Annotated in this window: 24 protein-coding genes; 23 read left to right on the plus strand and 1 reads right to left on the minus strand. The window is 70.7% G+C overall.

Going from position 1 to position 24,022, the window contains the following annotated elements; genetic code table 11:
• Window positions 1–157: 157 nt before the first annotated feature.
• The gene (locus ACIO3O_RS34610) at window positions 158–1,624 is read right to left on the minus strand and encodes a peptide deformylase (protein ID WP_401752841.1); all 1,467 of its coding nucleotides are present in this window, start codon (window positions 1,622–1,624) and stop codon (window positions 158–160) included.
• Between the two features lie 213 nt (window positions 1,625–1,837).
• On the opposite strand from ACIO3O_RS34610, the gene queC reads away from it, so the two are divergent.
• The 23 genes from queC (at window position 1,838) to ACIO3O_RS34725 (ending at window position 24,013) form a co-directional block, all read left to right on the plus strand.
• Window positions 1,838–2,548, plus strand: coding sequence for a 7-cyano-7-deazaguanine synthase QueC (gene queC, locus ACIO3O_RS34615; protein WP_401752842.1), 711 nt, complete (start codon window positions 1,838–1,840; stop codon window positions 2,546–2,548).
• Complete coding sequence (locus tag ACIO3O_RS34620) at window positions 2,545–3,249, plus strand: 6-pyruvoyl trahydropterin synthase family protein (RefSeq protein WP_401752843.1); 705 nt, start codon at window positions 2,545–2,547, stop codon at window positions 3,247–3,249. The genes queC and ACIO3O_RS34620 overlap by 4 nt, the downstream gene beginning before the upstream one ends.
• The gene (locus tag ACIO3O_RS34625) at window positions 3,246–3,968 is read left to right on the plus strand and encodes a 7-carboxy-7-deazaguanine synthase QueE (protein WP_401752844.1); all 723 of its coding nucleotides are present in this window, start codon (window positions 3,246–3,248) and stop codon (window positions 3,966–3,968) included. Before ACIO3O_RS34620 ends, ACIO3O_RS34625 begins: the two co-directional genes overlap by 4 nt.
• Complete coding sequence (locus tag ACIO3O_RS34630; RefSeq protein ID WP_401752845.1) at window positions 3,958–4,410, plus strand: DUF6884 domain-containing protein; 453 nt, start codon at window positions 3,958–3,960, stop codon at window positions 4,408–4,410. Before ACIO3O_RS34625 ends, ACIO3O_RS34630 begins: the two co-directional genes overlap by 11 nt.
• The gene (locus tag ACIO3O_RS34635; protein ID WP_401752846.1) at window positions 4,407–4,988 is read left to right on the plus strand and encodes a phosphoribosyltransferase; all 582 of its coding nucleotides are present in this window, start codon (window positions 4,407–4,409) and stop codon (window positions 4,986–4,988) included. The genes ACIO3O_RS34630 and ACIO3O_RS34635 overlap by 4 nt, the downstream gene beginning before the upstream one ends.
• A gap of 49 nt (window positions 4,989–5,037) precedes the next feature.
• The gene (locus tag ACIO3O_RS34640) at window positions 5,038–5,736 is read left to right on the plus strand and encodes a PIG-L deacetylase family protein (RefSeq protein WP_401752847.1); all 699 of its coding nucleotides are present in this window, start codon (window positions 5,038–5,040) and stop codon (window positions 5,734–5,736) included.
• Window positions 5,736–6,458, plus strand: coding sequence for a WbqC family protein (locus ACIO3O_RS34645; protein ID WP_401752848.1), 723 nt, complete (start codon window positions 5,736–5,738; stop codon window positions 6,456–6,458). The genes ACIO3O_RS34640 and ACIO3O_RS34645 overlap by 1 nt, the downstream gene beginning before the upstream one ends.
• A 32-nt stretch (window positions 6,459–6,490) precedes the next feature.
• Window positions 6,491–7,045 (plus strand): GTP cyclohydrolase I, encoded by a 555-nt coding sequence (folE, locus tag ACIO3O_RS34650; protein WP_401752902.1) that lies wholly within the window; start codon window positions 6,491–6,493, stop codon window positions 7,043–7,045.
• Between the two features lie 164 nt (window positions 7,046–7,209).
• Window positions 7,210–7,770, plus strand: coding sequence for a formylglycine-generating enzyme family protein (locus ACIO3O_RS34655; RefSeq protein ID WP_401752849.1), 561 nt, complete (start codon window positions 7,210–7,212; stop codon window positions 7,768–7,770).
• Entirely contained in the window at window positions 7,767–8,876 is a 1,110-nt protein-coding gene (locus tag ACIO3O_RS34660; protein ID WP_401752850.1) for a glycosyltransferase family 4 protein, read from the plus strand. The genes ACIO3O_RS34655 and ACIO3O_RS34660 overlap by 4 nt, the downstream gene beginning before the upstream one ends.
• On the plus strand, window positions 8,873–9,673 hold the full coding sequence (locus tag ACIO3O_RS34665; RefSeq protein WP_401752851.1) for a reverse transcriptase domain-containing protein: 801 nt from the start codon (window positions 8,873–8,875) through the stop codon (window positions 9,671–9,673). The genes ACIO3O_RS34660 and ACIO3O_RS34665 overlap by 4 nt, the downstream gene beginning before the upstream one ends.
• A gap of 65 nt (window positions 9,674–9,738) precedes the next feature.
• A complete protein-coding gene (locus ACIO3O_RS34670; RefSeq protein WP_401752852.1) occupies window positions 9,739–11,121 on the plus strand; it encodes a glycosyltransferase family 4 protein in 1,383 nt (460 codons plus the stop codon).
• Window positions 11,118–11,945: a 5'-3' exonuclease H3TH domain-containing protein gene (locus ACIO3O_RS34675; protein ID WP_401752853.1), complete on the plus strand. Its 828-nt coding sequence runs from the start codon at window positions 11,118–11,120 to the stop codon at window positions 11,943–11,945. Before ACIO3O_RS34670 ends, ACIO3O_RS34675 begins: the two co-directional genes overlap by 4 nt.
• A gap of 318 nt (window positions 11,946–12,263) precedes the next feature.
• Entirely contained in the window at window positions 12,264–12,707 is a 444-nt protein-coding gene (locus ACIO3O_RS34680) for an HAD family hydrolase (RefSeq protein ID WP_401752903.1), read from the plus strand.
• A gap of 45 nt (window positions 12,708–12,752) precedes the next feature.
• Window positions 12,753–14,096 (plus strand): hypothetical protein, encoded by a 1,344-nt coding sequence (locus ACIO3O_RS34685; protein ID WP_401752854.1) that lies wholly within the window; start codon window positions 12,753–12,755, stop codon window positions 14,094–14,096.
• A gap of 448 nt (window positions 14,097–14,544) precedes the next feature.
• On the plus strand, window positions 14,545–15,417 hold the full coding sequence (locus ACIO3O_RS34690) for an aminoglycoside phosphotransferase family protein (RefSeq protein ID WP_401752855.1): 873 nt from the start codon (window positions 14,545–14,547) through the stop codon (window positions 15,415–15,417).
• Window positions 15,417–15,884 carry an NUDIX domain-containing protein gene (locus ACIO3O_RS34695; protein ID WP_401752856.1) on the plus strand — a complete coding sequence of 156 codons (468 nt, stop codon included), beginning with the start codon at window positions 15,417–15,419 and terminating at the stop codon, window positions 15,882–15,884. Before ACIO3O_RS34690 ends, ACIO3O_RS34695 begins: the two co-directional genes overlap by 1 nt.
• Entirely contained in the window at window positions 15,881–17,872 is a 1,992-nt protein-coding gene (locus ACIO3O_RS34700) for an ABC transporter ATP-binding protein (protein ID WP_401752857.1), read from the plus strand. The genes ACIO3O_RS34695 and ACIO3O_RS34700 overlap by 4 nt, the downstream gene beginning before the upstream one ends.
• 24 nt (window positions 17,873–17,896) lie before the next feature.
• The gene (gene fxlM, locus ACIO3O_RS34705) at window positions 17,897–20,032 is read left to right on the plus strand and encodes a methyltransferase, FxLD system (RefSeq protein ID WP_401752858.1); all 2,136 of its coding nucleotides are present in this window, start codon (window positions 17,897–17,899) and stop codon (window positions 20,030–20,032) included.
• Window positions 20,033–20,096: 64 nt separating this feature from the next.
• Entirely contained in the window at window positions 20,097–20,897 is an 801-nt protein-coding gene (locus ACIO3O_RS34710; protein WP_401752859.1) for a class I SAM-dependent methyltransferase, read from the plus strand.
• A gap of 42 nt (window positions 20,898–20,939) precedes the next feature.
• Window positions 20,940–21,518 carry a class I SAM-dependent DNA methyltransferase gene (locus ACIO3O_RS34715; protein ID WP_401752860.1) on the plus strand — a complete coding sequence of 193 codons (579 nt, stop codon included), beginning with the start codon at window positions 20,940–20,942 and terminating at the stop codon, window positions 21,516–21,518.
• Window positions 21,519–21,548: 30 nt separating this feature from the next.
• Window positions 21,549–22,754: a bifunctional class I SAM-dependent methyltransferase/NUDIX hydrolase gene (locus ACIO3O_RS34720; protein ID WP_401752861.1), complete on the plus strand. Its 1,206-nt coding sequence runs from the start codon at window positions 21,549–21,551 to the stop codon at window positions 22,752–22,754.
• The gene (locus tag ACIO3O_RS34725) at window positions 22,751–24,013 is read left to right on the plus strand and encodes a M14 family zinc carboxypeptidase (protein ID WP_401752862.1); all 1,263 of its coding nucleotides are present in this window, start codon (window positions 22,751–22,753) and stop codon (window positions 24,011–24,013) included. Before ACIO3O_RS34720 ends, ACIO3O_RS34725 begins: the two co-directional genes overlap by 4 nt.
• Window positions 24,014–24,022 lie beyond the last annotated feature (9 nt).

Below are 24,022 nucleotides of genomic sequence, written 5' to 3' on the forward strand. Positions count from 1 at the left end.
CTGGAACAAGACGAGTTCGATGGATGGAAGGGTCACGAGCTCAATGCAGATCCCCAGAAGCGACGGTCCTCGACGGCTATCTGTCAGGCATCGCCAGGACCGGCCTTCAACCCCTCACAACGCTGGGCCTGGCAATAGTGCTCAGAGACTCGTTCGGCTATCCGTAAGTCCACTTCTGACCGGTGCCGTTGTACTCCTCGACGGGAATCGGGGAGGTGCCCGGGGCCATGCGGGTGCGGTAGAGGTGGCCTTCGAGGTGGTCGACTTCGTGGAGCACCAAGCGGGCCAGGCCGTGCTCGAATCGGGTGAGCCGCGGTTCGCCGCTGGCCTCGGTGTGTTCGACGAGAATACTCAGGGGGCGTACGACCAGTCCTCGGACGTCGAAGAAGGACAGGCAGCCCTCGTACTGGCAGTCGCTCTCCGACGACGATTCGACCACCCGCGGGTTGAGAAGCACGATCGGGACGGCGCCCTCGCCAGGAGGAACGACCACGGCCGCAGCCCGTCCCATGCCGATCTGCGGCGCGGCAAGGCCCATTCCCTTGCCGAAGGGGTGCAGTGCTTTGACGCGGGTGATGGTGTCGTGGAGAGCACGGACGACGCCGTGGGCTTCCTCCGCTTCACCAGGCAGGGCGAAGGGCTGCGCGATGGACGTCAGCAGAGGGTGGCCCTCCTGCACGATGCCGGCGGCGGCCATGACGGTACTGGGTGCAGGGTTGTTCACGGGCTCGCTCTCTTGGGGAAGTTCGGTCGTCCGCCACTCCATGCGGAACCGGGCGTGCAGGGCGGGGTCCATGGTCCCCCAGGTGAAGACGGTGTACTCGCCCTCGGTTGTCTGGGCGACAGGGGTGCGCAGGGCATTGGCGTCTGCGCTCAGCGAGGTTTCCGTGCCCCAGACGGTGGGGTGCAATCGGGTGGGGAACGCGAGGCGGACGCTGAGCTGGCGGGTGGGCAGTCGTACGGCTCGTTGGAACCACGCCCCCCACTTGTCCGCGCTGACCGAATAGTTGTAGGAGATCTCCGCCTCCTGCCCGGGGTAGAGCGGGAAGCGCTGTGGCCCGTGGGAGAACTTCAGCCACACTTCCTTGGTCGCATCGTGATCGTGCTTGACCACGTAGTCCATCGGCTCTCCCCCGCAGTGTGCCCGCAGTTGGAGTTCGTCCCACGTCAAGGGACGGCTGCGGTAGAGCGCGTTGGAACGTTCCGGCTCACCGGGGTAGCGGTCGACGGCGATGCGGACGAGATAGCGGGTGATGGGCTCGGTCCCGGAGTTCCGCAAGCGTCTGCGCATGGCCAGGTGGTAGACGGTGCCGTCGTAGCGGAGTTCTGCTGCGTCTTCCAGCACGACGATGCCCGCGGGCGACGGCGTCTCGGCTCCGTCGGCTCCGGGAAGGTCGCCGCTGCGGTCGTCCTGCCACGCTCTCCAGATCTCGCCGCCGGCATTGAGTTCCTTGTCGAAGCCGCGGGCGATCTCCGCTCCTCCGCGTTCCCGTCCGGCTTCCAGGTGGCTGATGTACGAGGCGGAGATCGACATGCGGCGGGCGAGTTCCACTTTGGTCAGGTTGCGCACCGTGCGAAACCGCGTCAGCACGGCGGCGAAGGACGTCTTCCCCTGGCCTGGCATGTGGGCTCCCCCGGGCGTGAGTTCGCAGGAAGGGTGAGTGAGCGTCACTCACCGATGCCTCATCCTGCCCGGCTGAGGCTAAGTGTGACCAGGCGATGGCGGAGATAGCCCTGCGCCCTTGCCCGGCCGAGGCGTCCATGCCCCGGCACGAGCCCCCAGGTCCACTCCTTCTTCACCCCGGCCGCAGCCGGGGGACCTCGGAAAGGCACATCCATGTCCCAAACTCGCTTACCGCGTCACGCGGTCGTCATCTTCTCCGGTGGCCTCGACAGTACGGTCACGGCCTTCACCCTCCTGGACAAGGGCTCGACGGTGAGCCTGCTGTCCTTCGACTACGGGCAGCGGCACGTCACCGAACTGAGTCACGCCAAGAAGATCGCCGAGCACCTCGGCGTCTCCCACGACGTCCTCGACCTGGCACCACTCGGACGGATCCTCGGCGGCTCGGCCCTGACCGACACGCGGGTGCCGGTACCGCAGGGGCACTACCAGGCGGAGACCATGCGCAGCACCGTGGTTCCGAACCGCAACGCGATCATGCTGGAGATCGCCGCAGGAGCGGCGGTGGCCTCCGGCGCCGACGCGGTGGCGTTCGGCGCGCACTCCGGGGACCACGCGGTGTACCCGGACTGTCGGCCGGAGTTCTTCCGGCGCATCGAGGCGTCCATCCAGGCGGGCAACGAGGGCTACCTGGCGGCCGGCTTCCAGCTCGTGGCGCCCTTCCTGGAAAGCACCAAGGCCGACATCGTGCGTACGGGCTCGGCTCTGGGGGTGCCGTTCGAGGCCACCTGGTCCTGCTATGAGGGCGCGGACGTGCACTGCGGGGCCTGCGGGACGTGCACCGAGCGCCGGGAGGCGTTCGCGGATGCCGGGGTCGAGGACCCCACCCTGTACGCGACGAACGGATTGGGGGCCGTCCGGTGACCCGCTCCGCGCACTCCTACAGGATCGGCAAGAGCTTCCGCTTCGATGCCACCCGTCAGCTTAGCGACGGCCGTTACGACGGGCACGCCTTCACCGCCGAGGCCGTGCTGAGCTCGTCCGCACTCAGTCCGGAAGGTTTCGTGGCGGACTTCGGCGACCTGCGTCTGCTCAGGAAGTACATCGACAACGCCCTGGACCACCAGATCCTCAACGAGGCGGTCAAAGACCCCAGCGACACAGGGCTCGGTGAACACCTCACCAAGTGGGCACAGGACCACCTGCCGACGCACGTCACCGCCGCGTTGGAGGCCGTCTACGTACGCACCGGCAGGGGACAGCGGCACTCCTACAAATCCCACTTCGTGGAGTTCGAGGCGTCCCATCGGCTCTGCGGGCTTCGCGAGGGCCACCCGTGCGGGCGCCTGCACGGCCACTCGTACGTCGTGAGTGCCCCTGCTGCAGGGGCCCGGCGCAACCGCGAAGTTCCCGTGCTGCTGCGCAGCCACCTCCGCACGGCCGTAGACGGGCAGGTGCTGAACACGATCTTCCCGGGATTCAATCCGACGTCCGAGCACCTCGCTCAACACTGCGTGGACTGGCTGGTGGAGCGCGGTATGGGCCAGGAGAGCTGGGGCGGGTTGTGCATCCGGGTCTCGGAGACCGAGACCAGCTGGGCCGAGTACACCCGGAGGACGACATGAATGCCTCGACGACCACGGTGAAGCCGAAGCCGTTGCGGATCTCCGAGACGTTTGCCGGCACCTTCCAGGGCGAAGGGGTCAGCACCGGGGTGCCGGCCTGCTTCATCCGGCTCATGCTGTGCAACCTGGAATGCGGCGACTGCGACACCCCGTACACCTGGGACGCCCGCCGGTTCGACCTGCGCAAGGAGTCGCGGTACGAGAGCGTCGACACCCTGCTGGCCTGGGCGCTGGCGCAGCCGGAGAACCTCGTGGTCCTGACCGGGGGTGAGCCGTTGCTCCAGATGCCGAGCCTGACCGCACTCGTGAAGGGACTGCGTGCGGCGGGCCGGGAGGTGGAGATCGAGACCAACGGCACGATCGCCCCCACCGCTGAACTCGTCGCCGCCGGGCCGCACTTCAACGTGTCGCCCAAACTCTCCGGGTTCGGTGCCACGATGTCCGAGACGCGCCGCCTGCGCCCGGACGTCTTGCGTGCCTTCGCTGCAAGCGGGCTGGCGCGCTTCAAGTTCGTGGTCTCCGCGCCCGCCGAACTGGCCGAGATCGCCGCCCTGGAGGAGGCGTACGGGCTGTCCCACATCACCGTGATGCCGGAGGGCACCACCGCGGAGAAGGTGCTCGCGGGCATGCGTTCCCTGGAGGAGCCGGTGCGTGCCCGGGGCTACCGGCTGGGCACCCGGCTGCACGTCCTGCTGTGGGGCGACGAACGTGGCCGCTGAAGGGCTGGACGTCACCGACGGGCTGGTGATCGTCGGGTGCAGCCAGCGCAAGCGGGTCACCTCCGGCCCGGTTCCCGCGCTCGACCTGTACGAGGGGTGGGTGGTCCCGCTGCTCCGGGAGCGGGTCACCGGGCACCCGGCGGCCCGGCGTCGGGTGCTCGTGCTGTCCGCCCGGTACGGGCTGATGACGGCGGACACGCCCGTGGAGACGTACGACCAGCCCATGACCAGCGAGCGCCAGCGGACCCTGCACCACACGACGCCGGAGCGCGTGCTCCAGCACCTGGGCCGTCTCCCCTCGTCGGAGGCGCTGGTGCTGACGGAGGACGTGTACGCGCAGGTGCTGGGGCCGGTCCCGGTGGCCACGACGCACCTGATCACAAATCCGCAGGACCGTCACGACGACGTCCACGCCGTCCTCAACTCCTGGAACTGGCCATGACCTCTGCCCGCATCTTCCAGAACCGCCGCATCTGGCGCCTGACCCACGACGCCTTCCTCGCCGCCGCCGCTCTGGTCGCGGAGCGGGAGGCGGGCTCCCCACCCGCCGCCGTGATCGGGATCGCCCGGGGCGGGGTTCCCTTCGCCGAGAGCGTCGCCGCCCAGCTCGGCGTACCCGCCTACGCCTTCCGCGCCCGCCACAACCGGAGCGAGGAGATCCAGCAGGCTGCGACCGGCCACGTCGACCTGGAGGTCGAGCTCTCTGCGGCCACCGCGCTCGCACAACTACCGCAGGGGAGCCCGCTGTTGGTCGTGGACGACATCTGCGGCTCCGGGGCCACCCTGCGCGCGGTGGTGGCGGCCCTCGCCGCGTCCCTGGAGACGACGTGCGTCCGCACGGCCGTCCTGTGCCGCAACGCCGGAGCCGACTACCCCCTCGACAGCTGGGGCTGGGACGTCGCCGACTGGGTCCACTTCCCGTGGGAGCCCGCCCCGGACACCGACGGCAGCCAGGACTTCGAGCTCCTCCCCCCGTTGTCCCGCCTGCAGACCGCGCCCCTCCCGGCGCCCCGCGCCTGAACGTTTCGGCACCCCGTTCCCCTTCCACGGACACAAGAGGAGGCAGGCCATGTTCGGCCTGGAACCCGGCGACCGCGTTCTCGTAGTCGCCCCCCACCCCGACGACGAAACTCTGGGCGCTGGAGGCACCATCGCCCGGATGACCGCCGCCGGCATCGACGTGCACGTGCTGGCCGTGGCCTGCCTGACCCAGCACCGCTGGGGACCGGCCACGGACAGCAGCCTGCGGCGCGAGGAGTTCGACGCCGCCTGCGACGTCCTGGGCGTCGACCGGCGGGCCATCGCCTGGAGCGACTCCGGTCCGGCCCTCGACCTCGGCGGCCACCTCGCCGAACTGACCCGGCTCGTCGAGTCCGGTCCCGAGCTGTCCCTCACCGCCCTGAAACCGGCCGCGCTGCTCATTCCGGCGGCCGGCGCCGTCCACCAGGACCACCAGGCCGTCCACCAGGCCGCCTACGCAGCAGCCCGGCCCAGCGGTTCGCTGCGTTCCTGGCCTCGGATGGTCCTGGGGTTCTACGGACCCGAAGACCACGCCTGGAGCCCGACACTCCCCCGCCCCTCGGCCATCGTCGACATCACCAGCACGGCGTCGGTCAAGGACAAGGCCCTGGGCTGCTACAGGCGAGAGCTTCGCCCGGACGACCACCCGAGGTCCCTGGAGCGCATCCGGGCGGGGGACACCGTGGCCGGAGCGGCGATCGGTGCCGCGCGGGCCGAAGCGTTCGTCGCGTACCGGATGGCCTGGTGATGGCCGCCCCGGTGCTGGTCGCCCACCAGCCTGCCTATCTGCCCTGGCCCGGGTTTTTCTCCCGGCTCGTCGACGACGCCGAGGAACTCGTGCTGCTGGACCACGTCCAGGCCGCCGAACGCGGCTGGCAGAACCGCAACTTCATCCGCGGAACCGACCGTTCCGGTGCACCGGTCCGGCTGACCGTGCCGGTGCGCCGCAGCTTCGGCCAGAGCATCCAAGACGTCAGGACCGCGGACGACACCTGGCGTGCCCGGCACTGGCGCGCTCTGACCGAGACCTACCGCCACGCCCCGTACTGGCCGCTCCACCAGGAGGCCCTGGAAGCCGTGTACGGAACGCCGTGGTCACAGCTGGCGCCGCTGAATGAGGCACTGCTGCGGCTGCTGCTCGATGCCTTCGGCCTGCCCGTGCCCCTGGTCCGGTCCAGCCAGCTCGCTCCCGTCGGGCAGCAGACGGACATGCTGATCGACTTGTGCCGCATCCGCGGGGCATCGCGCCTGCGCGTCGGAACAGGGGCGCTCGGCTACCTCGACCACGCCCGGCTCGCCGAGCACGAGATCACCCTCGAAGTCGCCACCTACTGTCCCGCCGCCTACGGCAGCGGGCGCAGCTGGCACAGCTCGCTGAGCGCCCTGGACCTGCTCCTTCACGAGGGTCCCCGCACCCTTGACGTTCTCCGCGCCCAGGCGCGGACCGAGACGAAGGCCCTCACTCGATGACGATCGTGGAGAACGAAGTCCGGCGCCCGGGAGTGGACTTGGCCCAGGTAGCCGCGCTGTACCGCCAGGTACTGATCGCCCTGGGCGAGGACCCGGACAGGGAGGGGCTGACCGGCACCCCCGAGCGGGTCGCCCGCTGGTGGAAGGAGTTCCTCGATCACGATCCCGGCCGCACCGACACCGTCTTCGCCGAGGAACTCCGTTCCGGCACGGACCAGTTGGTCATCGTGCGCGGGATCAGTACGTACAGCCTGTGCGAGCACCACATGCTGCCGATGGAGCTGGACCTCACCATCGGGTACCGGCCGTGCGGCCAGGTGCTGGGACTGTCCAAGTTCGCCCGGATCGTGGCGGCCCACGCACACCGCTTACAGCTCCAGGAGCGGATTGTCGACGGGGTCGCCGCGGACCTCATCAAGGCGACCGGCACGATGGACGTCGGGGTGGCCGCCGACGGCGAGCACCTGTGCATGAGCATGCGGGGCGTTCGCCAGAACAAGGCGCGTACCTTCAGCTACGCCTTCAGCGGGGCGTTCGCGGACGACAGCCCGCTGGGGGCACGGCTGCTGGCGGTGGCCACCCGGTGAGCCGCACCAGACCGCCAGGGCGCCAAGTGCGACGCAAGGCGCCCGGACAGGGTCGTCTTTCGCCGTCGGCAAGCCCGCGTGTGCTGATGAGCGGGCCGTTTCTACCGCCGGGGAACGTACCTTCTGCCCGGGACCTCACCACCATAGCGGCCACCCTCGATCCGGTGGAGTGGATCCGGATACCCGGCGGCCACCTTCCCGCCGGCGAATGGCATCCGGCCCAGGACATTCCGGACCTCTGGTGGGCGGCGACCCCGCTGGCCCGATCCAACCTGCCGTTCGTCGCCCTTCCTCTGCCACACGCCGCCACCCTCGCGCACGCACTGGGCGCCAGGGTCCCGACCTCGGCCGAGTGGCAGTGGATGGCGTCCGGAGGCGTTCGCCGCTTCCCCTGGGGCGATCGGCCGCCGGGCCCCGGGGAGGCCAACCTCCGCGACCTCGGCCCCGGAACGGTCATGGGAGTCCGCAGCTGCCCCACAGGCCGCACACCGGAGGGCCTGTGGGAGGTGGCGGGCAACGTCTGGGAGTGGACCGCCGCGCCCTGGCGCCGAGACCGGGTCGCCCTGCTGCGGGGCGGCTCGTACAACTCCCTTACCCAGTACGCCGAGTGCACCCATGCGAACGACGTCCCTGCGGGCCTGTCGTCGCTGGGCATCGGCATCCGCCCCGTCCGCAACACCCCGCCCGGACCTCCCACGCTCTCCTCGATCGGAGCCGACTCGTGAACATCGCCTTCGTCCTGCTGACGCACAACCCCGACGAGCCCGCCGGCATCGAGCGCAGCGTGGCCGCCCTCGCCGCCGGACTCCGCCACCTCGGCCACCGCGCCCTCGTGATCGCCGCCGGCCCGGCGACCCCCGGCGACGGGCCGGACCTGCTGCGCCTGACGACCCTGACGCTGCCCCGCCCGGTGGTAGAAGCACACGTGATGGCCCTCCTCGACCCTCCCGCGCCCGTCGAAAGCGAAGTCCGCGGTCTCCTCGCCGAGCAGCAGGTGGACCTGGTGTGCTGGGTGGATGCCGTCTGGGGGCTGGGCTTCCTCAGCCCGGCCCCCACCACCACCGCGACCGCACTGATGGTGCACGTACCGCGTGACGACGCCCCGCTGCACCAGAGCCTGGCCCACCGCCCCGGATCGGTGCTGACCGTCAGCGACTTCATGGTCGAGGAAATGGCCCGCTGGGGCGTCGACACAAGTACGTGGTCGGTCGTACCCAACGCCCTGCTGCACACCGCCCCCGTGCCGTCCCCGTCCGAACGGGAGGCGCTGCGCCGGGAAGGCCCGGTGCGGATCGTGGCACGCGCCGAGCCGCATAAGGGGATCGCCGAACTGCTGAAGGCGTACCCGACCGGAGGACTCGGCCGCACCGTGCAGATCGTCCTGGCTGCGGCGGGGTTCGAGTATTGGCCGGGCATGCAGGAGGAGGTCACCTCGGACATCCGCGCCCTTGCCGCGGGACTGCCGGAGGTTGAGATCCTGCCCGCGCTGCCCTGGCAGGAGGTGCCGGTCTTCCTCTCTCAGGGCTGTGCCACCCTCGTCTCCTCCACGAGCCCCGAGACGTTCGGCAACGTGGCCGCCGAGGCTCTGTCCGCCGGCTCCCCCGTGGTCGGCTTCGGTCTCGGCCACCTGCCGCACCTCACCGGTACGGCCGGGTGCATGAGGGCGCTGGACGACGGGCCCGCCTCCTTGTGGGAGGCGCTGACCGGGCTCCTCGAAAATCGCCCCGCCTACCACGCCGCGTCCCAGCAGGGCCCCCGGCAGGTCGCCGCCCACTCCCCGACCGCCGCCGCCCGCGCCTTCCTCGCGGCCACAGGAGCAAACCGCCGATGAACAGCAGGGCAGCCTCCCACTCGGTCATGCGACAGGTCACCAGCGAGCGGGCGCTCAAGCGGGCCGCCCGCCAGTGCATGGGCCGCGCCGGAGCTCCCGGGGCCGACGGCATGACCTGGAAAGAGTTCCGGCAGGACCTGCCCGCACGGATCACCGCCCTGTCCGCCGCCCTGGCGGCGGGCTCTTGGACGCCGGGGCCGCCGCGCGTCAAGGAGTTCGACGCCTGGGGCAAGCAGCACGTCGTCACCATCCCGACCGTCACCGACCGGATTGTCCACCGCGCCGTACGCAACGCGATCGAGCCGGTCCTGGAACGCGACGCCTATCCGTCCTGGATGTTCGGCTGGCACCGGCGGGCCGGACGCCCCCTGGCCATCGCCGCCGCCGACCGGCACATGCGGGAAGGACGCACCTGGGTCGTCGACATCGACATCGCCGCCGCCTCCCACGGCGTGTCCCTCGACGAAGCTCTGACCTCCGTCGCCCGCTTCGTGCACGACGGAACTCTGCTGGCGCTCCTGTGCCGCATCCTGGCCGCCCTGCCCGACCCGCTCGCCCCCGGCAGCGGCTTGAGCCCCATGCTCACCAACCTCCGCATGACCCCTGTCGACCAGCAGCTCACCCACCCCGCCGTGCGGATGACCGACAACTACACCCTGTTCTGCACCTCGCGACGTGAAGCCGAAGCCGCCTGGCACGAGTTGACCGACCTGCTCACCGAGCACGGGATGCGGCCCGCACTGGCCAAGTCGAAGATCTGGCGCCCCCATCCCGAGGACCTGTACGCCGCCGGCTGACCGGGCCGGCGGGGACGACCCGCCGCCCGGTCAACCGGCGCTCCCGAAACCGGAAGGAGCCATCGGTGCCCCCGACCAAGGCACTCCTGTACTGCGCCGTGAACGGCATCGCCAACAACACCAACGGAATCGGCCGACAGACCAAGACGCTCCTGGCCACCCTCGACGAGCACCACGCACAACTCACCGCCGAAGTCGGCGACTTCACCCCCTACCTGGCCGTTCCCGAGCCGGGAACCGCGACCTGGGGGTACGACGAGGACGACCTCCGCTACGCCCAGCGCGTCGTTCAGGCGTGGGGCGGCGCCGTGATCGGACTGCCCCACGACACCCACCGCACCTTGTGGCATCCGGACACGTGGCAGCGCCTGTCCGACGAGGCCGCCCGCGTCGCGTCCCAGCTCGCCCGCCGACACGAGCACGTCCTGGCCATCGGGGTCGACACCCCCTTCGCCGGGCTCGCCCACCACGCCGACGAGAACATGGACGTGGACGTGCTGCTCGCCCTGTTCTCCACCACCCGCATCACCGAGCGTCCGCGCCCCGACCCTGCCCGCCTCGCCTGGGAAGAGCGTGCGATCCACGCCGTCAACCGGCACCCGCGCGCCTGGGTCGCCGACATCGGCGCCTTCCTCACCGGGCACCTGCAGCAGCACTACCAGCTCGACACGGCCCGGCTCCGCCGCTGGCCCTCCGGCCTTCACCTCATGGCCGCCGACCTCACGGCTCCGCCCCGGGACGAGGCCGAGCAGACCGTACGCTCCCTGGGGATTCCTCCCGACCGGCCGCTCGTCGCCGCCGTCGGCCGCACCGACCACACCAAGGGCCTCGACCTCCTCATCGAAGCCCTCGGCCCTCTCCGCGACGAAGTCCACCTCGTCATGATCGCCGTGCCCACCGACGACGAGCGCCGCAAGCTGCTCGATACGTATCGCGACCGCTGCAAGGAGCTTCGGCTCAGCGCCACCATCGTCGGGCACTACGACCGCGCCCTGCCCCGCGCACTCGCCGCCCTGCCAGCGACCCGGGCGATGGCCGTGCCCAGCCGCGGTGAGACGCTGGCCAACGTCGTCTTCGAGACCGGACTGTGGGCCCGGCACAGCGGCGCCGTCGTCGTGGCCCCCTCCATCGACGGCTTCCCCGAACAGATCACCGACGGATACAACGGGCTGCTCTACGACCCCGCCGTCCCCGGCTCGCTGACCGCCGGACTGCGACGAGCCCTGGACCTCACCTCAAACCAGCAGGCCAGCATGCGTGCCAACGCCTGCCGGCGGGTGCTGGAAGAGCGCGACGCCGCCACCCACCTCGCCACGCTGCTCGCGTCCTTCTGGCGGCCGGAAGCACCGCCGCTGGCTACACTCGTCGACCATCCGATCACGGATGCCCGTCCGCCGCGGTCGCAGGCACCCGCCAGCACGCACCACCCCCTGGAGGCCGCCCCATGACCGTGCCCCTGCTCCTCGTCGACGGACACAACCTGCTCCACCGGGCCTGGTTCGGGTTCGCCGCGCGCATCCTCTCCCGGGACAAGACGCTCGACCGTACGGGGGTTTTCGGCTTCGCCGCCCTGCTGCGCAAGGCCCAGACCCAGCACGCGGCCGGCTACGAGGTCTTCGTCGCTTTCGACGCCGAGACCGGCAGCGCGGAACGCAGCGCTCAGGACAGCGCCTACAAGGCCCACCGCCCGGCGCCCGATCCCGGCCTGATGGAATCCCTCGCCCATGTGAAGGCAGGTCTCGACGACAGCGGGGTGCGGTGGATCGAGCACGACGGCTGTGAGGCCGACGACGTCATCGCCACCCTCACCGCCCGCGCCCGCACCACCGGCCGGCGGGTGGACATCATGAGCGCCGACAAGGACTTCGTCCAGCTCCTCGCCGACCCGTACGTCCGCCTGCTGAACACCGGGATGCGCGAGGACCTCCGCTACACCATGGGCGAACACATCGAGCCCCGCTACGGGGTACGCGCCGAGCAGTGGCCCGACTTCCGGGCACTGACCGGCGACCCCTCGGACGGCATCGCCGGAGTGCGCGGTATCGGCCCCAAGACCGCCGCCCGTCTCCTGGCCGGCGGACGACGACTGGAGAACATTCCCGCCGAGGACCTGCGACCGGCCTGGGCCGCACAGTGGGAGCAGGCCCGCCGCTGGCGCGAGATGATCACCCTGACAACGAAGGCGGACGTTCCCGAAAACCTCCTCACCGCACTGCCGACCGCCCCGCTGCCCAGCGCACCGGTACTCCTGGAAACCCTGGACCTGTGGTGAGCGGAACCGTGCTGTGGGACTTCGACGGCACGCTCGGCCACCGGCGGCACGGCACCTGGGCCGAATGCCTCCTCGAAGTCCTCGACACCCAGCAACCGGGCCACCGGTGGACGTATCCCGCGGTGTACGGCGCTCTCGCAACCGGCTTCCCCTGGCACACCGCCGACCTCCCCCACCAGCATTTGTCTCACCCCGACCCGTGGTGGGAGCACATCACCACCGTGGTCACCACCGCGCTCACCGGCCTCGGCATGCCCCCCGGCCCGGGCCGCCGCCGGCGCCACCCGCGTCGCCTACACCGACCCCGCCGCGTGGAGCCTGTACCCCCAGTCTCTGGAGGTCCTCGACCAGCTGGCTGCGGCAGGATGGCAGCACATCCTGCTGTCCAACCACGTCCCCGAACTCCCCGACCTCCTCGACGCACTGCAGGTGCGCTCACGGTTTCGGGCCGTCTTCAACTCCGCCACGACCGGCTTCGAGAAACCGCATCCAGAAGCCTTCCGTCTCGCCCGCGCCGCCGCCAGCCCCGGCCACCGCCTCCTGATGATCGGCGACAACGGACAAGCCGATGCGGCGGGCGCGGTGCGGTGCGGCATCGATGCCATCTGGGTACGCCGCGACCGCCCCGCCGACACACCTGACCTCGTCTCCGCCGCCCGCATCCTCTTGTCCCGTGCCCACACCCCATCCGACCGGTCCCCGACCACACACGAGGTGCCGCCGCTTCCGATATCCGCCCCCGCGACAGTGCCGGTCCGGTAATCTCGCCGTCGTCCGCACTGCGGAAGCCCGGAAGCGCCCCGGCCCATGGCGTCCCCGGAGCTGCTTGTGCACCACCACGCCCCCTCCCCCGCTCAGGCCGAGTGCCTCTCCGCGTTCGGCGCCTTGCGCAAAGGCTGCCACGACGCAGACGCTCTCGAACTCGGCGAAGGCTGCAACCGCTTCCCGCCCTCGCCCGATCTCGCCGGATACCTCTCCGGCCTCCTAGACCGCCTCATCCGCGACGGCACCCTCTCCAGCTACGGCGACCCCCGACGCGGCGGGACACGGCAGGCCATGGCGGAACTCCTCGGCCCCCACCTCGGTCTCGTTCTGGAGCCCCGCGACGTCTTCTTCACCCGCGGAGGCACCGAAGCCATCAGCCTGACGCTCGCCCACCTCGCGCACAGCGGTCACAGCCTCACCCTGCCGCTGCCGTCCTACTACGCCTTCGACCAGTGCGCCGTCCGCTGGGGCGCGAGCGTGACCGGCTACTACCGCCACGACGGCCAGCACCACACCACAGGAGCCCCACCCGGCACCTCCTCGTGTCTGGTCGAGGTGCTGCCCAACGGCGTCACCGGTGCCCGGCACGCCCTCCCCCAGCTGCCCGCCCCGGACTTCACCGTCGTCGACGTCCCCTTCCAGACCGGAGCAGCAGGAGCACAGCCGGCGGACATACTCCGCGAGCGCGTCCGCAGCCTCGACCTGCGCACCTCCGCGCTGATCCTCACCGCATCCAAGGACTTGTCCCTGCCCGGCCTGCGCGCGGCCGTCATCGTCACCAAGAACAAAGCCCTGCTGGGGCACCTGTCCCGAGACCACTTCGAGCGGCTGGCCATGAGCGGCAACCCCGTCGGCGAAATCGCCCTACTCTTCTACGTCTCCGTACTCCTCCTCCTCGACGCACCTGACGACCACCTCGGCAAACTCGTCCAGATCGCCCAGGACTGCGTTCGCCGCGCACACCTGCCCGCCCTTCCCGACGAGGAAATCCACCACCGAGCCCGCGCACACCTGACCGCCATGGGCAACCGCTTCCGCCACAACGCCGAGGCCCTCACCGACCCCGCATCGCCGCTGCGCCAGATCGAGGGCCTGGCCCCGGCCGCCGGCTACTCCGCCTTCGCCGAACTGCACCCGCCCCAAGCGGACTTCCTGCGCTGGGTGAGCGACTGCGGGCAACGGGGACTGCGCCTCAACCCCACCGTGGTCCACGGAGGCACCAACGCCGCCTGGAACACCCTCTACCCCGGCAAACAGCTCCTGCGCATCAACCTCTCCGAGGAACCGGCTGACTTCCGGCACGGGCTGGCGCTGCTGAAACAGCTCGCAGAGCGCCCCGGTCGCTCCCCCGGCATGTCCACCACCCCGCACGGGCCTCCCCGCTGACCGCACAAGCCGCTTGCCAGGAACGCGCCGCGGACGGCTCCGCACCGAAGCACCAGGCCGTTCTCTACGCCGACGACGTGGCCCGTCCGGAGCCCGCCCCCCTATGCCTGCCCGCAATCCCCCACAAGGAGGAACCACACCCACAGGAGTGATCGAACACCGCATCACGGCACTGATACCGCAGCCACACCTGGGACCGGCACCCAGCTCGATATTCCGTTCTAGATTTCGCCCCCGCACACCCGTGACGGCGACAGGAACACCCCCGTTACCCGATCACCTGTCCGCATCGCGCCCGAGGAGCCCACATGCATCGCGTGCACAACCCCGCTCTTGTTCATCCTGCGTTCGAAAATGCGGCTCCCGTCTCGGGCCCGTCCGGGCGCAGGGCCGTCGGCTGCGCCGGGTCCCTCGCCGGGGCATCACGACCGGATACGAGGTGCTGGGCATGACGGAAGCCGCAGCCCTGCCGCAGCCTCTGGCGGCGTGGGTGGAGTCGGTCGTGGGAGCGGTGCGAGCCGTCCGCGACGCCTCGCACGCCCGAGCGGACTCGGCGGTGTGGGAGGTGGCCGGCCGCAGCGGACGGTACTTCGTGAAGGTGGCACCCCGGCCGATCTCCTACACCCGCGAGACACGGGCCTACCGTGAGGCCGTCCCGCGTCTCGGGCGCGGGAACGCGCCTGTCCTGAAGGAAAGTTCCGCCGAGCTGTACGCCATGATCCTGACCGCCGTGGACGGCGACCCGCTCAAGAGCGAGACGTTGCCCAGCAGGCGTCGTACCGCACACGAGCAGGCGGGCCGTCTCCTGCGCCGCCTCCACGACGTATACCCGACCATTAGGGCCCAGGCCGAGGCCGCGCACGCCGTCGAAGCCACAGTGGCAGGGCTGGACAAGCACCTGGGCGCCGCCCGCGACCACCTGTCCGCCGCCGAGGCACAGCTGCTCCGGCGCCTCGTCGACACCCTCCCCGCCCTTGGCCCGCTCCCCGCCGGCTTCCTCCACGGGGACTTCTGGGAACGCAACTTGCTGTGGAATGGGCACTTTTGCGTCCTGATCGACTTCGAGCGCAGTGCGCCGGGGCCGGTCGTCGCGGACTTCGTGAAACTCGCCACCTCGGTCTGGCCGGGCCATCCCGAACTCCGTGCTGCGCTGCTTGCCGGGTACGGGCGCCCTCTGTCCGATGTGGAGGAACGCGCGTTGGTGGCCTTCTCCGCCGCCGATGCGGCCAGTGCGCTGGCCTATGGTCCGCGCCATGGCGATGCCTTCGTGACCGAGCGCGGTCGGCGTACCGTCGAGCGCCTGATGCGGGAGGTCGGGTGATGGACGAGGCGTCCCACCTGCTTGCCGCGAGCGTCGCCCAGGTCCTGTTGCGGGAGAACGGGTCGGCTCTGTGCGTCCGGCAGGCGTCCGATGCGGTGCACGCACCGGGTTCGCTGAGGCTCGTCGGGGGTCCGCTGCGGGCGGGCGAGCCGCTGGACCGCGCCGCTCGGCGGGAAGCAGAAGAGCAGGCAGGTGTCCACATCAGCCCAGAGCAACAGGAGTTCGTCGGGCTTGTCCATCACCGCACGCCCGGAGGGGCGGACCGGGTCACGGTGGTGTTCGTGTCGCAGACCTGGGCCGGTGAACCCCGCAGCGCCGAACTGGACGAGCAGGAAGAGCTCTTCTGGGTCTCGATGGAACATCCGCCGCCGGATTGCCATCCCGACACCGCCACCGTCTTCCGGTTGCTGACCGAGGGGCCTTCGTACCAAGCAGTGAACTGGACGAGCGCAGGAGGTAGTTCGTGAAGCGATTCTTCGGACCGGTCCGCTTGGCCGAGCCCAAGGTGTCCGACGCCGAGCGGGAGTTGTTCGGCGGGCCGCTGCGGTACGACATGGGGTGGTCGACGCACGAGCACGCCGGTCTCGATCTGACCATGCTGTCCGCTCTGCGCTCGATGCCGTCGTTGATCGGTGGGACCTTACGTATCGCGTGGACCGCCGACCGGCGCGCGCTCCTTGCGGTCACGGCCAGCGAGGTCGGGCAGGGCATCGCCGCTGCCGTCGGCCTGCTCGCCGTCAACGCCGTGATGCAGGTGCTGCTGGGCGGCTCCGGTACTGCCGTCGAGCGCCTGCACGCCGTCGTGCCCGCCCTGCTCGCGGTCGCGGCCATCGCGGTCGTGAACTCGGTGCTCGCAGGGTGGTCGACCGCGCGGGCGGGGCGCTTGGAGCCGTTGGTGGAGCGGATCGCGACCACTCAGTACCTCGCCGCTGCCGCCTCGGTCGAGTTGGAAACCATCGACGACCCGGACTTCCGCCGGCTGATCGACATCGCCCAGCACGGGCCGGGCTCCGCACGCCGCATGATCAGCGTCAGCGTCGCCGCCCTGAACAGCACCATCTCGCTGATCGCCACGGCCGGGGTACTGACCGTCCTGGACCCCGTCCTGCTGCCGATGCTGGTACTGATCGCAGCCCCACGGGGCTGGGGAGCGATGCGGGTGGCGCAGGAGCGGTACGTATCGAGGATGAGCTGGATCGAGCACGTACGGGCCAGCCGCCTGATCGGGAACCTGCTCACCGAGCGCACCGCCGCCCAGGAGGTCCGCATCCACGGCGTAGGGGCCTTCCTGCTGGGCCGGTACGAGCACATGGCGCACAGTGCCGAGGCCGAGCAGGAGCGGCTGGCCTCCAGCAAGGCGCTCACCGAGTGGGTGGCTGCCGCCTTGTCCGGGCTGGCGACCGCAGGGACGTACGGGGCGATGTTCTGGCTGATCCTGGAGGGCCGGATGAGCCTGGCCGTCGCGGGCACCGCGGTGATCGCGGTACGCACCGGCTCGGCCAGCCTGGGCGCGCTGGTGATGAACATCAACCAACTGCACGAGGAGTCCCTCTACGTCCGCGACCACGGCCGCTTCATCAGCCAGGCAGCCCAGCACGTGATCCCGGCGGGCGGCGCCGATGTCCCCGACCGCATCGGCGAGGTCGCCCTCGACCAGGTCACCTACCGGTACCCCGATCGCGAGGAAGCCGCGCTGGACGGGGTGTCGCTCACGCTGCCGATGGGATCGGTGACCGCCGTGGTCGGCGAGAACGGAAGCGGCAAATCCACCCTGATGAAAATCCTGTCCGGTCTGCTGCTGCCGCAGCACGGCACCTTGCGGTACGGCGGCCACGACGTCGCCGGCCTCGACCGCGTCCAGGTCTTCGCGCGGGTCTCCCTGCTCACGCAGGACTTCCAGCGCTGGCCCGTGACCGCGGCCATGAACATCCGCCTCGGCCGCCCCGATCGCCCCGCGACGGCAAAGGAACTCCAGCCCTCGATCGACTACGCCGGTGCCGGGCCCGTGATCGCGAAACTCCCCGACGGGCTGCAGAGCCTGCTGGCCCGCATGTTCCGCGGAGCGATCGAGCTCTCCGGCGGGGAGTGGCAGAAGGTGGGCCTGGCTCGAACTCACTGGCGCAGTACGACCTCGCAGGCGGACAGCGTGCTGATCGTCGACGAGCCGACCTCGGCCCTCGATCCGGAAGCCGAGATCGAGGCGTTCGACCGGATCCGCCGCCTCGCCGCCCCGCACCGGGCCGTCGTCCTGGTCACCCACCGGATGTCCGGGGTGCGCCACGCCGACCGCATTCACGTCCTCGACCACGGGCGTCTGGCCGAGTCCGGCACCCACGAGGAACTCATGGCCGCGGGCGGCCGGTACGCCGCCATGTTCACCGCGCAGGCCGACCAGTACGCCCCCACCACCCGCATCCCCCGCCCCAGCTCGCGCACCGTCGTCGACCCCGCGTGACACCACCCCCCTCGGAAGGTCTCCATGTCGGCTCCCCCCGCTGAACAACTCGTCGACCCCGCCGCCCTGCGCGAGCAGCTCGCCGACCGGCTCCTGGCCGACGGCCGCATCCTCAGCCCCACGGTCGAGAAGGCGTTCCGTGCTGTGCCCCGGCACGCCTTCGCCCCGGACGTGGATGTGAAGGTCGCCTACGCGGACGACGTGATCCCGATCCAGTACGCAGCGAACGGACGGACCAGCAGTTCGATCTCCGCACCGTGGCTGCAGGCGACCATGCTCGAAGCCGCCCGCCCGCGGCCCGGCGACCGGGTCCTGGAGATCGGCTCGGGTGGCTACAACGCCGCCCTGATCGCCGAGGCCGTCGGGGCGTCGGGCAGCGTCACCACCGTCGACATCGACCCGCTGGTCACCGCCCGCGCCGCCCGGCACCTCGCCGCGACCGGATACGGCCGGGTGCGCGTCGTCACCGCCGACGCCGAGCACCTGCCCGCCGAGATCGTGCCCGAGGGCGGCTTCGACGCCGTGATCGTCACCGTCAACGCCTGGGACCTGCCCTGGGCCCACCTGCTGGCCGACGGGGGCCGCCTGGTCGCTCCGCTGCGCCTGCACCAGTACACGTGGGCGATCGGCTTCACCCACCGGGACGGTGTGCTGACCAGCGACGGGCCGCTGACCTCGTGCAGCTTCGTGCCCATGCAAGGCGACGGCGCCTGGGACAGCCACCGCAGCACCATTCCCGGGCGCGGCATCCATCTCGCCTTCGAGGACGGCACACCGCTGCCCGTCGACGGCCTCGCCCCGGCGGTCGACACTCCCCCGGCCACCGTCCGGACACACGTCACCGTCCCCGGCCAAGTGCCCTTCGACGCGCTCCTGCTGTACCTGGCCGGGGCACTCGCCGGGTTCTGCCGCCTGTCCGCCGACCCCGACACCACCACCCTCACCCCGCCGCCCCCGCACTGGCCGAGCGCGGCGCTCGTCCGCGGTACCTCACTGGCCCGCCTGGCCAGCGAGAAGATCAGCGAGGGCGAGGACGGGGCGGGGCTGTACGAGTTCGTCGTCCACGGGTACGGGCCCGCCGGCCACTCGGCCGCCGAGGAGATGGCCGAGCAGGTGAGGCACTGGCAACGCAATCACCGCGCGGCCCCCTTCCCACGCCTCACCGTCCGCCCCCGCACAGGTACCCCGGACCCCAGCAGCACGACGGCCCCGCACGTCTTCACCAAGAGGCACACCGTGATCACGGTCGACTGGCCGGTGGTCCCCGGCACCGCAGCGCTGCTGACCGACAACCAGGGCCGCTATCTGCTCCACCTGCGCGATGCGAACAAGCCCATCTGGCGGCCGGGGCAGTGGGCCCTCCTCGGGGGGAACACCGAACCGGGCGAAACCTGCGACGAGGCGATCGTGCGGGAACTCGCCGAGGAGGCCGGCCTGGAGATTCCCGACCTCAACGGCTTCGTCACCCTGGACACTCTCGACGCAGGCGGCGCCTTCAAGGACCGCGTCCGCGTCTACCACGGCACCCTCAACCTCCCCGCGCACGAGATCGACCTGCGCGAGGGCATCCAGTTGCGCTGGACCCGGATGGCCGAGACCGCGCACATGGCCATGGACCCCGGCACCCTCGCCGTGCTCCAGGCCCACCAAAACAACCCGAACCCCGCCCGAAACAAGGCCGGTTCCCTGCCCGTCGTGCAGGTGACCGAGCCCGCCGCACACCGCAGCCGAAGCATCATCGGCGCCCACCTCGTCCTGCTGCGCGACGGGGCCGTCCTGCTCGGAAAACGCCATCCGAACAGCGCCTTCGCCCCATCGACCTGGCACCTCCCGGCCGGACACCGCGAGGCCACGGAGTCGGCACTCTCCTGCATGATCCGGGAGACCCGGGAAGAGACCGGAATCACCGTCAGCGAGCACGATCTGTCCCTCGTGCACACCCTCGACCTCCGCGACCCCGGCAGCACCATCCCGCGCATCCAGCTGTTCTTCACCGCAACCAGGTGGGACGGCGAGCCCACCGTCCTGGAGCCGGACTGCTGTACCGAGTGGGCATGGTGGCCGCTGGCCTCCCTCCCCGAACCGACGGTGCCCTACACCCGCACCGCCCTGGACGCCGTCGCCCGTGGGACGTCCTACACCGCGATGGGCTGGACCTGACGTCCGCCTACCACGTCCCCACCCAGCCCCCAGCCCACTGCCCACCGCCCCAAGGAAGCTTCCCGTGGACGACCACTCGCCCGCCCGGCTCTTCGCCTCCACCGCCCCCTACTACGCCAGGCACCGCGCCGGATACCCACCCGCGCTCATCACTCATCTCGCCACCCAACTCGGCCTGGACGAAACCCAGATCACCCTCGACCTCGGTACAGGCACAGGCGCCATCGCCATCCCCTTGGCCGAGCATGTCCGCAAGGTCATCGCCGTGGACCCCAATCCCGGCATGCTCGACGAGGGCCGAAAGCTCGCCGCCGAACGCGACATCACCAACATCGACTGGCGACTCGGCGACTCCCACCACCTAGACGACCTGAGCCTCGAACCGCTGCAGCTCGTTACCCTCGCCCAATCCTTCCACTGGACCGATCGCGCCACCCTCCTGTCCTCCCTGGACAAACTCGTCACACCCGGCGGAGCCGTCGCCGTGATCGGCGGGCCGGCCCCCGGCACCATCGAACCGCCCACCTGGCTGGACGTCGTCACCGAGGTCCGTACCCGCTACCTCGGACCCGAGCGGCGGGCCGGGTCGGGTACCTACACCCACCCCCAAGAGGGCCACCAAGAAGTGCTCGCCCGTTCCCCGTTCTCTCACATCGAAGTCGCCACCTGGGACCACACCATCACCCGCGACCTGGACTCCGTGATCGGCCTCCAGTTCTCCTACAGCTACAGCAGTCCCGCGCAGCTCGGCGATCAGAAGGACGCTTTCGAGCGCGACCTGCGCCAGGCCCTCACCGACTTCAACTCCGGCGGCACCTTTGACGAGCTCGTACGCACCGAGGCCATCATCGCCACCCGCCCGTAGACCGTATCCCCCAGACCGCCCACCACTCCCGAGGAAGCACACATGACCCAGTCGCCGCGGGACTACTGGGAGCCACTCTGGGCAGACGGCGTGCGCTACCGCCCGCTCCTCCGGGCCGAAACCGCCCTCCTGGCCGCCCGCATCGGCCCCGGCAACGGGCGGCCCGCTCTGGACATCGGCTGCGGCGACGGCACCCTCGCCCGCTACCTCCAGCACGAACTCGGCTACCACACCACCGGGATCGACTGCGCACCCAGCGCCATCGCCCTCGCCGAAGCGAGGGACACCACCACCAGGAGCAGCGGCCCGGCCTGGCGGTGCGGCGACATCGTCACCGACGACCCCAGCCTCTTGCCCGACTCCGCGTACGCCGTGGTGACGTGCCGCCTGGTCTACCGATGGGCCGCGGACAAATCCGCCTTCCTGCACCGGGTCCGTCAACTCCTTGCCCCTGGTGGCCGCTTCTGGGTCGTCACCGAGATCGCCGGCCGCCGCCCTGCGTCCGATCCGCACCAGGACCTCGGCATCACCCCCGGGGAAGCCGAACTCCTCACAACCGGATGGTCCGCCGTCCACACCGACGACCTCGACGTTCTCCGCTGCTACACCCTGCGCCCCTGAACCTCCCACAACCTAGAAGGAGATGGCCCATTGAACGCTCCCCCATCACAGGAACAAAGCTGGACCGTCTATGGCCAGCGGCAACTCGACTGCGGCTACACGCCGCCCGTTCCGTCGCGGCTCAGCTGGGGATTCTGGGCGCACGTCGGTCCAGGTGCCGAAGTCCTCGGCCCGATCCGTGGCAAACGTGTCCTGGACATCGGCTCGGGGGCCGGACACCACGCCGTACACCTTGCCCAGGCCCACAACGCGCTCGTGACCGCGATCGAGTGCGCACCCACCCAGCACCAGCGCGCCATCGATGCGCACGACGGCACCCCAGGAGTCGAGTTCGTTCTCGGCGACGTGGTCGACTACCTCGCCGACGCAGAGCCGTTCGACGCCGCCTACGCCATCGGCACCCTGGCCTACCTCGACCCGCACCGCGTACTGCCGGCCCTACACAAGGGCCTGCGCGACGGTGCTCCGCTGGTCTTCTCCGTCCTGCACACCGACCTGCACGACCGAGGCCCGTCCACGACGCTCGCCCCGCGCGAGCAGCACATCCGTCTGCGCGACACCCCGCCGCTGCCGGTACAGATGTGGGTCCTGAGCACCTCGCTCTGGGAGGACCTCCTGAACGAGTACGGCTTCCGCGTCGAGAACGTGGAACTCCTGCGGGCGCCGGAAAGCGGCAACCCCGTCATCCAGCAGCTCATCACGGCCCGCCGCCGCCCCCGGCACGGCGGGCGAAGGGTGACGAGCCGACCCCGTACGAACCGGCCGCCTACTCCCCGCGCGGCGCTCGGCGTCGGCATCATCGTCACCAACCACCGGGACGAGATCCTGCTCGGCCGCCATCACCGCGGTACTCACGAACTGCCCGGCGGCACCGTGGAGGCGGGCGAAACGCTGGAAGAAGCCGTCATCCGAGAGCTCCACGAGGAATCCGGACTGAGCACCACGCTGGCGGACGTCGCCCTCATGGGCACCCTCGTCGACCACGTCGACGGCGTAGTACGGGTGACCGTCGCCGCCCGCGTGCACCGCTGGTCAGGGACCGCGGCTGACCAGCCCGGCGAGAGCATCGGGTCCTGGCGCTGGACGGCACTCGGCCACCTCCCCGACGGTCTCTTCGAATGCACCGCCCACGTCCTCACCGCCTGGCGGCCCGACCTGCCAATCGACCACCCCCCGGCCTCGCTTACCGCGTACCACCACCCGCCCCTCGCCGCCCCGCAGGAGAACAACGCATGATCGGCACCACCTCCACCGTGAGCCCGGCGTTGCGGGAGCTGATACCCGACGATCTGTGGCACGGGATACACCGCCCGCCGTCCGTCACGGAGTTGCATGTCCTCCTGCGCGACCTGGTCAACCGGAACGCCGATACCTGGGCGATGGCACAGGCGGGACTCTCCCGAGGCGGTGACCCCCTGCACCTCGTCACCGTCCGGGGAGGGCCGCTTCGCGTGCTGGTCGTCGGCGGTCCGCACCCCAACGAGAACATCGGTCTCGCGGTCCTCGCCGCGCTCGGCCGCCTCCTGTCCCTACGGCCCGAGGCAAGCAGTCAGGTCTCCTGGTACCTGATGCCCTGCCTCGACCCCGACGGAGCCCGGCTCAACACCTGGACCCAGCACAACGGTGCACCGATGGAGAGCTACCACCGCCAGTTCTTCCGCCCGTCGCGGGCAGACCAGGCGGAGTGGGCCCTGCCCCAGTCCGGGGCCGCCGCGCGGCTCCCCGAGGCCGCCGCGCTGGCCCGCGTCATCGACACCGTGCGCCCGCACGTGTACCTCTCCCTGCACAACAGCGACAGCGGGGGCACCTTCTTGCTCACCGCCCAGGACGATTCCGCACTCGTACCCCTCCTGCACCAGGCCAGCGCACGCCACGACCTGCCCGTGGAAGCACACCCCTCGGACACACTCGGCTGGCCCTCCCCGGGCCCCGGCGTCCACGTCCTGCCGCCTCCCGCACAGCCCCCGGCCTCGGCGGTCAGCAGCGTGCACTACGCCCACCGCAGAGGCGCCCGGTACGCGCTGATGCCCGAGATGCCGATGTGGTCCACCAGCCCGCACCGCTTCCCGGTCGGCGGCGCCGCCCGGCACCTGGAGCAAGCCGCGGACGCCCTGACCGACATCATCCGCCGCACCGTTCTGCCTCCGGACAGCCCCTTCGCGCCCGCTGTCACGGACACCCTCGCCATCATGCGGGCCATCGCCCGCTCCTACCGTGCCCACCCCCACGCCGGTGACGGCCAGGACCTCGCCCACCTCACCCCGCTCCGCGCCGGCGGAATGCTCCTGCGCGCCCTGGACACCCCCTCCGGCCACCACAACTCGCCCCGCGACGACGCGGCCCGCCGTGCCGCACGGGAGGAAGTCGATGCGCTGTTCGCGCAGTGGCTGCAGGCCGCCGACGATGCGCTGCGGCCCTCGCCGTACCCGCTCGTACGCCCCGGCGGCTTCCAGCTGCACTCGATCCTCGCCGCCGCCGACCTCCTGCTCCACTGACCGCTCACC

It is taken from the genome of Streptomyces sp. NPDC087440, from assembly GCF_044744005.1.
Lineage (GTDB): Bacteria > Actinomycetota > Actinomycetes > Streptomycetales > Streptomycetaceae > Streptomyces.

Excerpts from the sequence above, each read along its gene's own strand:
- ACIO3O_RS34610 (WP_401752841.1), bottom strand. The coding sequence starts at position 1,624 with ATGCCAGGCCAGGGGAAGACGTCCTTCGCCGCCGTGCTGACGCGGTTT.
- ACIO3O_RS34675 (WP_401752853.1), top strand. The coding sequence starts at position 11,118 with ATGACCGTGCCCCTGCTCCTCGTCGACGGACACAACCTGCTCCACCGG.
- ACIO3O_RS34645 (WP_401752848.1), top strand. The coding sequence starts at position 5,736 with ATGGCCGCCCCGGTGCTGGTCGCCCACCAGCCTGCCTATCTGCCCTGG.
- ACIO3O_RS34715 (WP_401752860.1), top strand. The coding sequence starts at position 20,940 with ATGACCCAGTCGCCGCGGGACTACTGGGAGCCACTCTGGGCAGACGGC.
- ACIO3O_RS34640 (WP_401752847.1), top strand. The coding sequence starts at position 5,038 with ATGTTCGGCCTGGAACCCGGCGACCGCGTTCTCGTAGTCGCCCCCCAC.
- ACIO3O_RS34625 (WP_401752844.1), top strand. The coding sequence starts at position 3,246 with ATGAATGCCTCGACGACCACGGTGAAGCCGAAGCCGTTGCGGATCTCC.
- ACIO3O_RS34690 (WP_401752855.1), top strand. The coding sequence starts at position 14,545 with ATGACGGAAGCCGCAGCCCTGCCGCAGCCTCTGGCGGCGTGGGTGGAG.
- ACIO3O_RS34695 (WP_401752856.1), top strand. The coding sequence starts at position 15,417 with ATGGACGAGGCGTCCCACCTGCTTGCCGCGAGCGTCGCCCAGGTCCTG.
- ACIO3O_RS34635 (WP_401752846.1), top strand. The coding sequence starts at position 4,407 with ATGACCTCTGCCCGCATCTTCCAGAACCGCCGCATCTGGCGCCTGACC.
- ACIO3O_RS34685 (WP_401752854.1), top strand. The coding sequence starts at position 12,753 with ATGGCGTCCCCGGAGCTGCTTGTGCACCACCACGCCCCCTCCCCCGCT.
- fxlM (WP_401752858.1), top strand. The coding sequence starts at position 17,897 with ATGTCGGCTCCCCCCGCTGAACAACTCGTCGACCCCGCCGCCCTGCGC.
- ACIO3O_RS34665 (WP_401752851.1), top strand. The coding sequence starts at position 8,873 with ATGAACAGCAGGGCAGCCTCCCACTCGGTCATGCGACAGGTCACCAGC.
- ACIO3O_RS34725 (WP_401752862.1), top strand. The coding sequence starts at position 22,751 with ATGATCGGCACCACCTCCACCGTGAGCCCGGCGTTGCGGGAGCTGATA.
- queC (WP_401752842.1), top strand. The coding sequence starts at position 1,838 with ATGTCCCAAACTCGCTTACCGCGTCACGCGGTCGTCATCTTCTCCGGT.